Source organism: Nocardioides salarius (genome assembly GCF_016907435.1).
In the GTDB taxonomy this organism is placed as follows: domain Bacteria; phylum Actinomycetota; class Actinomycetes; order Propionibacteriales; family Nocardioidaceae; genus Nocardioides; species Nocardioides salarius.
In genome coordinates, this window is sequence record NZ_JAFBBZ010000001.1 from 1,298,432 (window position 1) to 1,312,751 (window position 14,320).

Consider the following 14,320-nt stretch of genomic DNA (forward strand, 5'->3'; position numbering starts at 1 on the left):
CCGGATGAGCGGGTGCCCTCGAGTGCCTGTGGATGACGAGCACGCCGTACGCCGGCACCGGGCAACCTGCTGGCCATGACCGACACCGAGGACACGCTCGACGCCCTGCTCGCCGACCAGGCGGGGATGGTGGCGCGGCGCCAGCTGACCGCCCTGGGCATCGACGCCGACACCGTGCGCAACAACGTCGCGGCCCGCCGGTGGGTGGCCCGCACCCCACGGGTGGTCAGCACCGTCACCGGCACCCTCGACGACGAGCAGCGCCGCTGGCTCGCCGTGCTCCACGCCGGCCCGCGCAGCATGATCGGCGGCCTGAGCGCCGCCGCCCTCCACGGGCTGAGCGGCTGGGACCGCGACCGGGTCACGGTCTGGGTCGACGCCCCGCTGGCCTTCGAGCCGGTCGACGGCGTCGACTTCTTCCGCACCCGTCGCCCCTTCGACCTGCTGCGCCACCCTAGGAAGGGGCTGCCCGTGGCCCGGGTCGAGCCCGCCGCGCTGCTCCACTCGGCGTACGACGCCCCGATGCGGCCGGCGTGCGCGCTGCTCGCCGCGACGGTCCAGCAGCGTCTGACCACCGCGGAGCGGCTGGTGGAGTGGATCGACCAGCTGCGGCCGCTGCGCCGCGCGAAGCCGTTCAAGCGGCTGCTCAGCGAGGTCGCGGGCGGAGCGCACTCGGGCGCCGAGCTCGACGTCGCCGTCATGTGCCGGCGGGCCGGGCTGGTGCCACCGGCCCGGCAACGCTCCCGCACCGACTCCAGCGGCCGCCGGCGCTGGACCGACTGCGAGTGGGACCTGCCCGGCGGGGGCGTGCTGCTGCTGGAGATCGACGGGTCGTTCCACATGGAGGTGCGCCAGTGGGCCGAGGACAAGAAGCGCGGGCGCCGCCTGGCCTCGCCCGGACTCACCGTGGTCGGCTGCACGGCGTACGAGGTGCGCCACGAGGACGCCGAGCTGGCCGCGGACCTCCGCGCGCTCGGCGTCCCCACCCTCCCCGCGCGGGCCGAGCCGGGTCGTGGCTCTGGTCGTGGCTCGGGTCGTGGGTCAGGTCGTGGTCCGGGTCGTGCACCCGAGGACGCGGCATAGCGCGCCCACGGGCCACGACCCGGACCACAACTCAGACCACAACTCAGACCACGACCCAGGTCAGCGGACGGCGCGGAAGACCGCCCGGCCCTTGCTCTTCTTGAACGGGTCGTCGGAGAGGTAGCGCACCAGGACCTTGGTGCGCCCCAGCGACCGGGCCTTGAACCGGGTCCGGGCGACCCCGTCGACGACATTGGCGCGGCGTACGACGTCGCCGTCGACGAGCACCTTGACCTTGCCGGTCGGGGCGAGCTCGCCGTCGGCGTCGACGGTGGCGACCAGGGAGACCTTCGAGCCCTTCGCCACCTTCGCGCTCGACAGGTCGACCTCGGTGGTGGTGCGGGCCTTGCGCACCCCGACCTCGGTGGCGGCCACGTCGCTGACGGTGCTGGTGGTGCCGTCGGTGGTGACGGTCTCCAGCTCCTCGACCGAGATGCCGGTGGACCCGCTCGCGGTGGCGACGAAGGTCAGCGTGGCCAGCGTGGTCTCCCCCGAGGTGGCCGGCGAGGTGCCGAGGTTGGTGTGCGTGACGCCCACCTCGCCCGCGCCGGTCGACTCATAGGTGCTGCCGGTGTCGTCGGTGGCGGCGCTGTCGACGACGTAGGTCACCGTGTCGGGGTCGAAGCCGACGCTCAGGTCGTAGGCGTAGAGGTCGGCGGCCGACTGCTCGACGGTGACGGTGAACTCCTGGCCGGCGGTGACCTTGGCCGGCGCCGAGACCGTGACGCTGCCGTCGCCCGGCTCCGCCGTCTCGTCGCCGCCGGTGCCCTCCACCACGTCGCCCTCCAGCGGCCCGTAGAGCTCGGGGCTGGTGCGGTGCGCGGTGGCCTGCTCGTAGGCGTAGGTCAGGCCGAGCAGGTCGCCCTCGGCGAACTCGCGGCCCAGGAACTCCAGGTTGACCCCGGCCCCGGTGACGGACAGGTCGGTGGCGACCGCCTGGCCCATCGGCACGGTCACGGCCGGCAGCCCCGTGTTGGGGCTGAGCCGCATGTTGGTGCTGTGCGTGCCGTAGGGACGGCCCGAGGGGTAGACGAGCGCGTCGAGGCCGTTGTCGTCGAGCGCGCCGGTGACCAGCTCGCGCCCTCCGGCCAGCACCGCGGTGTGCGACTCCATCCAGGCGTCGTACTCCTCCTCGGTGACCTGCTCGCGACGGTCGTACGTCGAGGCGCGCGAGGGCACGATGTGGCCGGTGTCGATGATCGCGCGCAGCGAGCGCGCCCCCACGCTGTCGCCGAGGTGCGCGGCGATGTACTCGTCGAGGTCGTGCTTGAACTCGTTGGTCGAGCCACTGCCCTCGCCGAGCACCGGGTCGATGCCCTCGATGGTGATCTCCTCGACCGTGGCGCCCTGCGCCTCGAGGTCGGCCACGGCCTGCGCCCAGAGCCGCTGCACGGTCACGTCGGCCGGCAGCATCGAGGCGAGGTAGCCGATCCTGGTGCCGGCGAGCGCCTCGGGGTCGAGGTAGGAGGTGTAGGACTCCGGCGCACGGTCGTCGGCCTCGGCGGTGACCGGGTCGGCCGGGTCGCTGCCCACGACGGCGTCGAGCGCGATGGCGGCGTCGGAGACCGAGCGGGTCATCGGACCGCCGGTGTCCTGGCTCAGCGCGAGCGGCACGATGCCGTCGCGGCTGGCCAGCCCGATCGTGGGCCGCACGCCCACGAGCTGGTTGTAGCTCGAGGGCACCCGGATCGAGCCGCCGGTGTCGGTGCCGAAGCCGATCGCGCCCAGGTTGGCCGCGATCGCGGCGCCGGTGCCGCCGCTGGAGCCGCCGGCGGTCTTGTCGGTGGCGTAGGGGCTGGCGACGTACACCGTGTCGCCGGGCTCGGAGCCGGCGCTGAACTGCGAGGTGAAGCCGAAGGCGAACTCGTCGAGGCTGGCCTTGCCGAGGATGATCGCCCCGTCGGCGCGCAGGCCCTCGACCATCGCGGCGTCGTCGTCGGTCTGGTTGTCCTCCCAGCAGCCGCAGCCGGCGGTGGTGGGCATGTCGACGGTGTCGTAGTTGTCCTTGAGCAGCACCGGGATGCCGTCGAGCATGCTCGAGGGCCCGCCGTTGGCCGCGCGGGCGGCGTCGCTGGCGGCCGCGGCCTCGAGCGCGACGTCGCTGGTGGCGATGATCGCGGCCAGCGCCCGACCGGTCGGCGAGGTGTCGACGACCGTGCGGTCGTAGGCCGCGATCCGGTCGAGGTAGGCCTGGGTGAGCTGCACCGAGGTGACGACGCCCGCGTTCATCGCCTTCTGCATCTCCACCGCGCTGGCCTCGACGAGGGCGAAGTCGCCGTCGTCGTGCAGCACCCGCTGCGACAGCGCGGCCAGGTCGGCCACGGTGATGACGAGGTCGCCGTCGAGGTCGGCGGCGGCCACGTCGGCCCAGCCGGCGTCGGCGCCGGTGGCGCCCATCGCGTCGACGAGCAGGTCGAGGTCGGCGACGGTGACCTGGCGGTCGCCGGTCAGGTCGGCGGCGGTGAAGTACGGGGCGAGGTAGGAGGCGGTGCCACCGTCGGGGGCGGGAGCCGCCGACGAGGTGAGGGTGGCGGTGGGGCCGACCGCGAGTGCGGCGATCCCCATCGAGCCTGCGGCGAGCATCGACGCACGGCGGGTCTTGGGCTTGTTCACGCTGGTCCTCTCGAACGGGCCGGTTGGCAGGTGAACCCTCGCGCCCTCGTGTTACGCGATGAGACAGTTCTTCACCGCCACGGTGTCCGCCGTGTTAAACCCCGCCGGACCCGGCGAGACCTGGCTCACACGAGCCGCTGATCAGCTCTCGAGGACCACCACGGCCGAGGCGATCCCGGCGTCGTGGGAGAGCGAGAGGTGCAGGTGCGCCACCCCCAGCTCGTCGGCCCGGGCGCGCACGCTGCCGCGGATCTCGAGCAGCGGTCGGCCCGACGACTCGTTGACCACCTCGCAGTCGTGCCAGGCCATCCCGACGGGCGCGCCGAGGGCCTTGGCCAGGGCCTCCTTGGCGGCGAAGCGGGCGGCCAGCGAGGCCAGTGGACGCTCGGCCTCGGCCGGGGTGAAGAGCCGCTCGCGCAGCGCCGGGGTGCGCTCCAGCGACTCGGCGAACCGCTCGATGTCGCAGACGTCGATGCCGACGCCGATCACGGGCACGACGCGCTCACTCGACCGTGACGGACTTGGCGAGGTTGCGCGGCTGGTCGACGTCGTGGCCCATCAGGGTGGCCAGCTCGCAGGCGAAGAGCTGCAGCGGCACGACCGCCACCAGCGGCTGCAGCAGCACCGGCACCCGCGGCAGGCTGATCAGCACGTCGGCGTACGACGCGATCGAGGGGTCGCCCTCCTCGGCCAGGCAGATCGTGCGAGCACCCCGGGCGCGGACCTCCTGGATGCCGCTGAGCATCTTGCCGTGCAGCTGGTCACGGCCGCGGGGCGGCACCACGCACAGCACCGGCAGGTCCTGCTCGATCAGCGCGATCGGGCCGTGCTTGAGCTCGCCGGCGGCGAACCCCTCGGCGTGGATGTAGGCCAGCTCCTTGAGCTTGAGCGCTCCCTCGAGCGCGACCGGGAACCCGGCGTGGCGGCCCAGGAAGAGCACCGAGCGGGTGCCGACGTGGTCGGCGGCCAGCGCGTAGACGTCGTCGGCGCGCGAGAGCACGGTCTCGATGTGGCCGGGCATCTCCTCGAGCTGGCTCATCACCTCGGCGATCTCGTCGCCGTAGCGGGTGCCCTTGACCTGCGCGAGGTAGAGCGCGAGCAGGTAGCAGGCCACCAGCTGGGTCAGGAAGCCCTTGGTGGAGGCGACCCCGATCTCGGGGCCGGCGTGGGTGTAGATGACGGCGTCGGACTCGCGCGGGATCGTCGAGCCGTTGGTGTTGCAGATCGCCAGCACCTTCGAGCGCTGGGTGCGCGCGTGCCGGATCGCCTGCAGGGTGTCGGCGGTCTCGCCGGACTGGCTGATCGCGACCACCAGCGTGGAGTAGTCGAGGATCGGGTCGCGGTAGCGGAACTCGCTGGACAGCTCGACCTCGACGGGGATGCGGCACCAGTGCTCGATGGCGTACTTGGCGACCATGCCGGCGTAGAAGGAGGTGCCGGCCGCGATGATGATGATCTTGTCGACGTCGCGCAGCTCCTGGTCCGACAGGCGCATCTCGTCGAGGTGCAGCGCCCCCTCCCGCGTACGCCGCCCCAGCAGCGAGTCGGCGACGGCGCGCGGCTGCTCGTGGATCTCCTTGCGCATGAACCAGTCGTGGCCGTCCTTCTCGGCCGCGGAGAGGTCCCAGTCGACGTGGTAGGGCCGGCCCTCGGCGGGGGTGCCGTCGAAGCCGGAGACGCTGACGCCCTCGGGGGTCAGCGTGACGACCTGGTCCTGGTCGAGCTCGAGCGCCTCGCGGGTGTGCTCGATGAAGGCGGCGACGTCGGAGCCGAGGAAGTTCTCGCCCTCGCCGAGGCCGACCACCAGCGGGCTGTTGCGGCGCGCGGCCACCACCAGGCCGGGGGTCTCGCCGTCGACGGCCACGAGGGTGAAGGCGCCCTCGAGCCGGCTGCACACCCGCTGCATGGCGGTGGTCAGGTCGACCCCCGAGACCACCTGCAGCTCCAGCAGGTGCGCGACGACCTCGGTGTCGGTCTCGGAGACCAGCTGGTGGCCGTCGTCCTCGAGGCGCGCGCGCAGGTCGTCGAAGTTCTCGATGATGCCGTTGTGCACGATCGCCACCCGCCCGGTCGAGCCGGGGTGCGGGTGGGCGTTGACGTCGTTGGGCGCGCCGTGGGTGGCCCAGCGGGTGTGCCCGATGCCTGTCGTCGAGGGCGGCAGCGGGTCGGCGTCGACGACCTTCTCGAGGTTGGCCAGCTTGCCCGCCTTCTTGCGGGTCACCAGGGTGCCGCCGTCGACCAGGGCGATGCCGGCCGAGTCGTAGCCGCGGTACTCCAGGCGCCGCAGCCCCTCGATGACGACCAGCTCGGCGGGGCGCTGCCCGACGTACCCCACGATCCCGCACATGGCCGGTGAGTCTATCGAGGCGCGGACCGACCGACGCGCACGGCGCGGCGGCTGCAACAATCGCCGTCATGTCCTCGCCTGGCCGGGGCCACCTCAACGGCGGCCACGACGACAACGGCCGCGAGACCTCCCCCTACATCGAGCTCGACCGCTCGGCGTGGGCGGCGCTGGCCGACACCGCGACCGCCGACCCCCTCTCCGAGGAGGAGGTCCACGAGCTCAGCGGGCTGGGCGACGAGCTCGACCTCGACGAGGTGCGCGAGGTCTACCTGCCGCTCTCGCGGCTGCTGAGCCTGTACGTCGAGTCGGCCGGCGAGCTGCACCGCAGCCAGGAGGACTTCCTGCACCGCCGCACCCCGCCGCGCACCCCGTTCGTGATCGGGCTGGCCGGCTCGGTGGCGGTCGGCAAGTCGACCACGGCGCGGGTGCTGCAGCAGATGCTGGCGCACTGGCCCGAGCACCCCAACGTCGCGCTGGTGACCACCGACGGCTTCCTCTACCCCAACGCCGAGCTCGAGCGCCGCGGCATCCTGCAGCGCAAGGGCTTCCCCGAGTCCTACGACCGGCGCGCGCTGCTGCGCTTCGTGGTCGACATCAAGTCGGGCAAGGACGAGGTCGAGGCGCCGACGTACTCGCACCTGGTCTACGACGTGGTGCCCGACGAGAAGGTCGTCATCAAGCGCCCCGACATCGTGATCATCGAGGGCCTCAACGTGCTGCAGCCGCCCCGCATCCGCGAGGACGGCACCGCCGGGCTGGTGCTCAGCGACTTCTTCGACTTCAGCGTCTACGTCGACGCGGGGCGCGACAAGATCCGCCAGTGGTACGTCGACCGGTTCCTGCGGCTGCGCGAGACGGCCTTCCGCGACCCGGGCTCCTACTTCGCCAAGTACGGCGCGCTGAGCCACGACGAGGCGGTCGCGGAGGCGGAGCGGATCTGGGACACCATCAACGGGCCCAACCTGGTGCAGAACGTGCTCCCGACCCGCTCGCGCGCCACGCTGGTGCTGCGCAAGGACATCGACCACTCGGTGCGCTACGTGCGGCTGCGCAAGCTCTGAATCCTCAGCGGCCGGTCGGTCGCAGGCTCGCCAGCAGCCGCTCGGCGTCCGCGTCGTCGAGCGCGTCGGGCACGCCGAGGTCGCGCACCAGCACCACGCTCGAGGTCCAGCCACCGGTCTCGAGGCTGACCACGCTGGCCCGCACCCGGGCCGCCTCGCAGGCGCTGGGATCGGTGATCCGCAGGCCGACGTCGGTGCGCACGGCCCTCGACCCGTCGTCGAGCTCGACCTCGCGGGTGCGCAGCGCACCGGCCTCGTGGGTGGTGGCGGTGCGGTCGTCGTGGGCCAGCGCGTCGCGCCACTGCCGGGCCAGCACCCGGCTGGTGCGCCGTGCCGGCAGCCGCGAGGGCCGACCGAAGCCGGCGAAGGCCCGGTTCGAGGCGCCCTGCCCCGCCGCGCAGGCGCCGTCGCGGAAGACGGCCGCGCCGTCGAGGCCGGCGCGGATGCGGCCCTCGGCGTCGGTGTAGAAGATCGAGGTGCCACGCGGGCGCAGCGTCCACCCGTCGCCGACCTCGAAGACGGCCGCGTCGTGCTCACCGCCGGTGACGACCTGCGCCCCGCCGGCCGCCCGGTCCGCGCGCGAGAGGGCCCGGTCGCCGAGCCGACCGGCCCAGCCGGCCGCGACCACCCCGCTGGTCACCAGCACCAGCGCGGTCGTGACCGCCGCGAGCACCAGCAGCGACGCCGGCGGGCGGTCGGTGCGGGTGGGCATGGCTGACGACTACCCGGGGCGGCCCGGTCGCACACCCGGCGAGCGCGGCGGCTGTGGAGAGGCTCCCGCTCAGACGTCGCTGGAGCGGGCCCGCCACCAGCCCACGAGCGCCAGCGCGGCGACGTACGCCACGAGCACCAGGGCGCCGCCCCAGCGCGGCAGCAGGTCGCCGCCGCCGAAGCCGCTGAAGAGGCTGGCGCCGACCAGGGCGTCGGCCGCGGCGCCCGGCAGGTACGCCGCCACCCCCGCGACCGGCTCGAAGGCGCCCAGCGCGACCCGGGCGACCGGCTCGACGAACTGGGTGAAGGCCAGCACCACCACGATCGCCGCGACCTGGTTGGTCAGCACCGCACCGAAGGCGGCGCCGAGCACGGCCCACAGCGCGGTGACCACGACGCCGAGCAGCAAGGTCTGCCAGACCCGGCCGCTGTCGAGGTAGGCGCCGTCGCCCTGCCAGGCCAGCACGGGCGCGGCGGTGGCGACCAGGCCGAGGGTGCCGACCACGCCGAGGAGCAGCCCGACGGGCACGGTGCCGAGCAGCTTGGCCACCAGCACCACGCCGCGACGCGGCTCGGCGAGGTAGGTCTGCTCGATGGTGCGGTGCCGGTGCTCGGTGGTCACGGCCAGGGTGCCGACGACCAGCGGGAAGACGTAGCCGATCGCGTTGATCACGCCGTACGTCGACAGCGCCGCGTCGATGCCGCCCAGCTGGGGCGAGCCCTCGCCGGGCGGGGTGACGGTGGCGCTGAGGGCCAGCACCCCGCCGATGAACGCGAGGTAGGCGGCCATCGCGAGGGCCAGGATCCACCACATGCGGGTGCTGACGAGCTTGCGGTGCTCGGCGACCAGGGCGGCACGCATCCGGCTCATGCCACGACCTCCTGCTGCTGGTCCTGCTGGCGCTGGTCCTGGTGCTGGTCCTGGCGCTGGGCGGTCTCGACCAGGTGGAAGAAGACGTCCTCGAGGTCGGTGCCCTGCGAGGCGAGCTGGTGCAGCTCGAGGCCGGCGGCGTGCGCGGCGGCGCCGACCCGGGCGGCGTCGACCCCCTCGACCAGCACCCCCGTGGCGCCGCGCGGGGCGGGCGAGGTGGCCCAGCCCTGCTCGGCGACCAGGGCGGTGAGCCGGTCGGGAGCGGGCGACTCGACGTAGGTGCGGGGCTCGGCCAGCTCGGCGAGGCCCGCCAACGAGGAGGCGTGCACCAGGCGGCCCTGCGCGATCACGACGACGTCGTCGACGGTGTGCTGCACCTCGCCGAGCACGTGGCTGGAGACCAGGACGGTGCGGCCCTCGCCGGCCAGGTGGCGCAGCATCCCGCGCAGCCACTTGATGCCCTCGGGGTCCAGGCCGTTGGCGGGCTCGTCGAGCACCAGCACGGGCGGGTCGGCCAGCAGGGCGGTGGCCAGGCCGAGGCGCTGGCGCATGCCGAGCGAGAAGCCGCCGACGCGGCGCTCGGCGCTCTGGTCGAGCCCGACCATCGCCAGGACCTCGCGGCAGCGGGCCCGGGTGGCGCCGACCTGGGGCGCCCACGCCTCGAGGTGGCCGCGGGCGGTGCGGCCGGGGTGGAAGCCCGGCTCGAGCGCGGCGCCCACGACGGCGCCCGGCACGGGCAGCTCGGCGTAGGGCCGGTCCCCCACCAGCGCCCGGCCGGTGGTGGGCCGGGTCAGGCCCAGCAGCATCCGCAGCGTGGTGGTCTTGCCCGAGCCGTTGGGGCCCAGGAACCCGGTCACCCGGCCCGGCGCGACGGTGAAGGAGAGGTCCTGCACCGCCTGCACCGCACCGAACCTCTTGCCCAGTCCCTCCAGGACCAGCGGTGGCGCGTCGATCATGGGCCCACCTTTCCAGACGGGGTCCCTAGGTGCCCGCGGGGGTGTCGGCGGCGGCTCAGGCCAGCGAGAGCCGCTCGCGCACCACGGTGGCGAGGCGGTCGGCGGCGTCCTGCGCGAGCTCGAGGGAGGGCGCCTCGACCATCACCCGCACCAGTGACTCGGTGCCCGAGGCGCGCAGCAGCACCCGTCCGGAGCCGGCCATCGCGGCCTCCTCCTCGGCGACGGCGGCGGCGAGCACCTCGTCGTCGGTGCGGTGCTTGTCGACGTCGGCCACGTTGACCAGCACCTGCGGCAGGCGGGTCATCACGCCGGCCAGGTCGGCGAGCGAGCGGCCGGTGGCGGCCATCCGGGCGGCCACGTGCAGCGTCGAGAGGAGCCCGTCGCCGGTGGTGGCGTGCCGGCTCATGATCACGTGGCCCGACTGCTCGCCGCCGAGCACGAAGCCCTGGGCGCGCATCTGCTCGAGCACGTAGCGGTCGCCGACCTTGGTGGTGGCCACGGTGATGCCGGCCGCCTCCATCGCCTGCACGAACCCCAGGTTGCTCATCACGGTCGCCACGACCGTGTCGTCGACCAGCGAGCCGGCCTCGCGACCGGCCAGCGCCAGGATCGCCAGCACCTGGTCGCCGTCGACCACGTCGCCGGCCGCGTCGACGGCCAGCATCCGGTCGGCGTCGCCGTCGAGGGCGAAGCCGGCGTCGGCGCCGTGCTCGAGCACCGCCTTGCGCAGCGGCTCGAGGTGCGTGGAGCCGCAGCCGTCGTTGATGTTGAGCCCGTCGGGGCTGGCGTGGATCGCGACCACGGTGGCGCCGGCGGCCTCGAGCGCACGCGGCCCGGCGTCGTACGCCGCACCCTCGGCGCAGTCGAGCACCAGCCGCAGCCCGGCCAGCGGGCGCGCCCCGTCGCCGGCCGGCAGCGTGGAGACCAGGTGGTCGGCGTAGCGCTGCGCGGCCTCGGGGTGCTGGCGCACCCGCCCGACCGCGGCGCCGGTGGGCAGCGGCTCGTCGGAGTGCAGGCGCGCCTCGATCTGCTCCTCGAGCGCGTCGTCGAGCTTGAGCCCGCCGCGGGCGAAGAACTTGATGCCGTTGTCGGGCATCGGGTTGTGCGAGGCGGAGATCATCACGCCCAGGTCGGCGCCCAGGGCGTCGGTCAGGTGCGCGACCCCGGGGGTCGGCAGCACGCCGACGAGGTCGACGTCGACCCCGGCGGAGGCCAGCCCGGCCACGACCGCGGCCTCGAGGAACTCCCCGGAGATGCGGGTGTCGCGACCCACGACGGCCCGGGGCCGGTGGCCCTCGAACTCGCCGGCGTCGCCCAGCACGCGCGCCGCGGCAACGGAAAGGTCCAGGGCCAGGCCAGCGGTGAGGACACCGTTGGCCCGACCCCGGACCCCGTCCGTGCCGAAGAGGCGTGTCACAGAAGTGCTCACGCGCCCTCGTTGATCAGCGCTTGCTGAACTGCGGCGCCTTGCGCGCCTTCTTCAGACCGGCCTTCTTGCGCTCGATGACGCGGGCGTCACGAGTCAGCAGACCGTCCTTCTTCAGCGTCGCGCGGTTGGCGTCGACGTCGATGGCGTTGAGCGCACGGGCCACGCCCAGGCGCAGCGCGCCGGCCTGGCCGGTGATGCCGCCGCCGTGGATGCGGGCGATGACGTCGAAGCGGCCCTCGAGCTGCAGCGCAGCGAAGGGCTCGTTGACGACCTGCTGGTGCAGCTTGTTGGGGAAGTAGGAGTCCAGGGTGCGACCGTTGACGGTCCACACGCCGGTGCCCGGGACGATGCGCACGCGGGCCACGGCCTCCTTGCGACGGCCGGTGGCCGCGCCGGGGGCGATGGTCGCGGGACGCTCGGCGACAGCCTCGGCGCTCGGGGCGCTCTCGGAGCTGTAGGCGACGCCCTGCTCGTCGGGGGTGAAGGTCTCCTCGACCTCGGTCACGTTCTCGGTGGTCTCAGCCACGATGTTCCTCACTCAGTCTTTCTCGACGACGACGATTACTGGGAGATCTGGCTGATCTCGAACGGAGCGGCCTGCTGGGCCTGGTGCGGGTGCGTGGGACCCGAGTACACCTTGAGCTTCTTCAGGATCTGGCGGCCCAGCTTGTTCTTGGGGAGCATGCCCCACACGGCCATCTCGATCGCACGGCGAGCGTCCTTCTCGAGGACCTCGCCGATCGGCGTCGCGGACAGACCACCGGGGAAGCCGGAGTGGCGGTAGGCCATCTTCTTGGTCGCCTTGTCGCCCGAGAGCGACACCTTCTCGGCGTTGATGATGATGACGAAGTCACCACCGTCGACGTGCGGGGCGAAGGTCGGCTTGTGCTTGCCACGGATGAGCGTGGCGGCCTGGACGGCCAGGCGGCCCAGGCGGATGTCGGTGGCGTCGATGACGTGCCACTCGCGCTGGATGTCCCCAGGCTTCGGGCTGAAGGTACGCACGGCTGATCTACTCTCTTCGTTCGTTGGTCCCCGGTCGAGCGTCTCGACGGGGTGGTGGAGCACGGCCTCTGACGAACACGGCCCGGTTCGCACCGACCAGCCCCGGACCACGGATGGTCTGGGTGGGGCTCGGCTCACGTCCGGATCAGCACCTCGACGAGGAGTCGGGGCGCGGCAGGGGTCGCGACCGGCAAGACTACGGCTGCGCGCGGCGTACGACCAAATGCGGGCCCGCCCGGTCCGCGGACGCCGGGTTAACGCTCGCCGAGGACGCGGGCTAGAGTCGCGAAGCGTGACCGAATCTCTGACAGTCCGTGACAACCGCACCGGACAGGAGTACGACGTCCCGATCACCGACGGCTCCATCAAGGCCGCCGACATCGGGAAGATCAAGGCCGACGAGGAGACTCCCGGCCTGGCCGTGTACGACCCCGGCTTCGTCAACACCGCCTCCTGCCGCAGTGCCGTGACCTACATCGATGGCGAGAAGGGCATCCTCGAGTACCGCGGGTACCCGATCGAGCAGCTCGCCGAGAAGTCGAACTTCCTGGAGGTCTCCTACCTCCTGATCCACGGCGACCTGCCGACCAAGGCCGAGTACGAGGCGTGGGTGCACGAGATCACCTACCACACCTTCGTGCACGAGAACGTCAAGACGTTCATGCAGGGCTTCCGCTACGACGCGCACCCGATGGGGATGCTGATGGCGTCGACGGGGGCCCTGTCGACGTTCTACCCCGACGCGCGCAACATCTCCGACCCCGAGAACCGGCACATGCAGATCGTGCGGATGATCGCGAAGATGCCGACGCTGGGCGCCTGGTCCTTCCGCCACGCCCAGGGCAAGCCCTACATCTACCCCGACAACGACCTCTCCTACACCGCGAACTTCCTCTCGATGCTCTTCAAGATGAGCGAGTCGAAGTACGAGGCCGACGAGCGCCTGGTCAAGGCCCTCGACATCCTGTTCATCCTGCACGCCGACCACGAGCAGAACTGCTCGACCAACGCGGTGCGCTCGGTGGGCTCCTCGCAGGTCGACCCCTACTCCGCGGTCTCGGCCGGCATCGGCGCGCTCTACGGCCCGCTGCACGGCGGCGCCAACGAGGCGGTGCTGCGGATGCTGCGGCGCATCGGCTCGAAGGAGAACATCCCCGCCTTCATCGAGGGCGTCAAGAACGGCAACGAGAAGCTGATGGGCTTCGGCCACCGGGTCTACAAGAACCACGACCCGCGCGCCACGATCATCAAGAAGGCCTGCGACGACGTCTTCGAGGTCACCGGGGTCAACCCGCTCCTCGAGATCGCCAAGGAGCTGGAGAAGATCGCCCTCGAGGACGAGTACTTCATCTCCCGCAAGCTCTACCCCAACGTCGACTTCTACTCCGGCCTGATCTACGAGGCCTTCCAGTTCCCGCCCGAGATGTTCACGGTGCTCTTCGCCATCGGGCGCACCCCGGGCTGGCTCGCGCAGTGGCTCGAGCTGACCCAGGACAAGGAGCAGAAGATCGCCCGCCCCAAGCAGATCTACACCGGTGAGCGTCGTCTCGACTTCACCCCGGCCTCGGAGCGGTGGGCCTGAGCCCCACGCACGGTCCTGACACGACCCCGGTCCCCCGCGTGGGGGCCGGGGTCGTGTGGGACCTGGGCAACGTCCTCGTCGACTGGGACGCCTCCCGCGCGATCGCCGCAGGGGTCGGCGAGGCGGAGGCGGCGCGCTTCCTGGCCGCCGACGACTTCGACTTCCGCGCCTACAACCACGGCCCCGACTCCGGGCTCGACTGGGACGCCGCCGAGGCCGAGGTGGCGCGCAGCCACCCGCACTGGCTCGCGCACTGCCGGGCCTACCGGGCGCACTTCCCCGCCTCGCTGGTCGGCGAGGTGCCCGGCACCGCCGACCTGGTGCGCGCCCTGCACGCCGCCGGCGTGCCGCAGTGGGGGCTGACCAACTGGTCGCACGAGCTCTACCCGCACGCCCCACGGATGTTCGACGTGCTCGCGCTGCTCGACGACGTCGTCGTCTCCGGCACCGAGGGCCTGGCCAAGCCCGACCCGCGCGTCTACGAGCTGCTGGTCCCGCGCACCGGCCGCCCCCTGGCCGGCCTGGTCTTCGTCGACGACCGCCCCGACAACGTCGAGGCCGCCCGCGCCCTGGGCATGGCCGGCCTGGTCTTCACCGGCGCCGACGCCCTGCGCGCCGACCTGCGGGGCCTGGGCCTGCCCGTCTGAGGCCGCGGCGCGCCG

General features: G+C 72.8%; 13 protein-coding genes. 4 read left to right on the top strand and 9 right to left on the bottom strand.

The window, feature by feature from the left end; all coding sequences use genetic code 11:
• The first annotated feature begins 75 nt into the window (after positions 1-75).
• Positions 76-1,083 carry a PDDEXK family nuclease gene (locus JOE61_RS06325; RefSeq protein WP_193670072.1) on the top strand — a complete coding sequence of 336 codons (1,008 nt, stop codon included), beginning with the start codon at positions 76-78 and terminating at the stop codon, positions 1,081-1,083.
• Positions 1,084-1,143: 60 nt separating this feature from the next.
• On the opposite strand, the gene JOE61_RS06330 is transcribed toward JOE61_RS06325, so the two are convergent.
• The 3 genes from JOE61_RS06330 to glmS all read right to left on the bottom strand — a co-directional run bounded on the left by JOE61_RS06330 (position 1,144) and on the right by glmS (position 6,043).
• The gene (locus JOE61_RS06330) at positions 1,144-3,696 is read right to left on the bottom strand and encodes an amidase family protein (RefSeq protein WP_193670073.1); all 2,553 of its coding nucleotides are present in this window, start codon (positions 3,694-3,696) and stop codon (positions 1,144-1,146) included.
• A 141-nt stretch (positions 3,697-3,837) separates the two neighbouring features.
• Positions 3,838-4,191, bottom strand: coding sequence for a holo-ACP synthase (locus tag JOE61_RS06335; protein WP_193670074.1), 354 nt, complete (start codon positions 4,189-4,191; stop codon positions 3,838-3,840).
• Between the two features lie 7 nt (positions 4,192-4,198).
• Positions 4,199-6,043 (bottom strand): glutamine--fructose-6-phosphate transaminase (isomerizing), encoded by a 1,845-nt coding sequence (gene glmS / locus JOE61_RS06340; RefSeq protein WP_193670075.1) that lies wholly within the window; start codon positions 6,041-6,043, stop codon positions 4,199-4,201.
• 68 nt (positions 6,044-6,111) lie between these two features.
• Between glmS and coaA the strand changes: the two genes are divergently transcribed.
• Positions 6,112-7,104 (top strand): type I pantothenate kinase, encoded by a 993-nt coding sequence (gene coaA, locus JOE61_RS06345; protein WP_193670076.1) that lies wholly within the window; start codon positions 6,112-6,114, stop codon positions 7,102-7,104.
• Positions 7,105-7,108: 4 nt separating this feature from the next.
• Here coaA and JOE61_RS06350 read toward each other — a convergent pair whose 3' ends face one another.
• From JOE61_RS06350 to rplM, 6 genes are all read right to left on the bottom strand, one after another.
• Positions 7,109-7,816 (bottom strand): DUF8017 domain-containing protein, encoded by a 708-nt coding sequence (locus tag JOE61_RS06350; RefSeq protein WP_193670077.1) that lies wholly within the window; start codon positions 7,814-7,816, stop codon positions 7,109-7,111.
• Positions 7,817-7,885: 69 nt separating this feature from the next.
• Complete coding sequence (locus tag JOE61_RS06355; protein WP_227492068.1) at positions 7,886-8,686, bottom strand: ABC transporter permease; 801 nt, start codon at positions 8,684-8,686, stop codon at positions 7,886-7,888.
• Positions 8,683-9,642 (bottom strand): ATP-binding cassette domain-containing protein, encoded by a 960-nt coding sequence (locus tag JOE61_RS06360; protein WP_204797165.1) that lies wholly within the window; start codon positions 9,640-9,642, stop codon positions 8,683-8,685. Before JOE61_RS06360 ends, JOE61_RS06355 begins: the two co-directional genes overlap by 4 nt.
• 55 nt (positions 9,643-9,697) lie before the next feature.
• On the bottom strand, positions 9,698-11,059 hold the full coding sequence (gene glmM, locus JOE61_RS06365) for a phosphoglucosamine mutase (protein ID WP_193670196.1): 1,362 nt from the start codon (positions 11,057-11,059) through the stop codon (positions 9,698-9,700).
• 25 nt (positions 11,060-11,084) lie between these two features.
• Complete coding sequence (gene rpsI, locus JOE61_RS06370; protein WP_372440096.1) at positions 11,085-11,600, bottom strand: 30S ribosomal protein S9; 516 nt, start codon at positions 11,598-11,600, stop codon at positions 11,085-11,087.
• A gap of 32 nt (positions 11,601-11,632) precedes the next feature.
• A complete protein-coding gene (gene rplM, locus JOE61_RS06375) occupies positions 11,633-12,076 on the bottom strand; it encodes a 50S ribosomal protein L13 (protein WP_193670079.1) in 444 nt (147 codons plus the stop codon).
• A gap of 292 nt (positions 12,077-12,368) precedes the next feature.
• Between rplM and JOE61_RS06380 the strand changes: the two genes are divergently transcribed.
• Positions 12,369-13,658 carry a citrate synthase gene (locus JOE61_RS06380; RefSeq protein WP_307822845.1) on the top strand — a complete coding sequence of 430 codons (1,290 nt, stop codon included), beginning with the start codon at positions 12,369-12,371 and terminating at the stop codon, positions 13,656-13,658.
• Positions 13,659-13,696: 38 nt separating this feature from the next.
• Positions 13,697-14,305, top strand: a complete 609-nt coding sequence (locus JOE61_RS06385) for an HAD family hydrolase (RefSeq protein WP_193670081.1) — start codon at positions 13,697-13,699, stop codon at positions 14,303-14,305.
• Positions 14,306-14,320 lie beyond the last annotated feature (15 nt).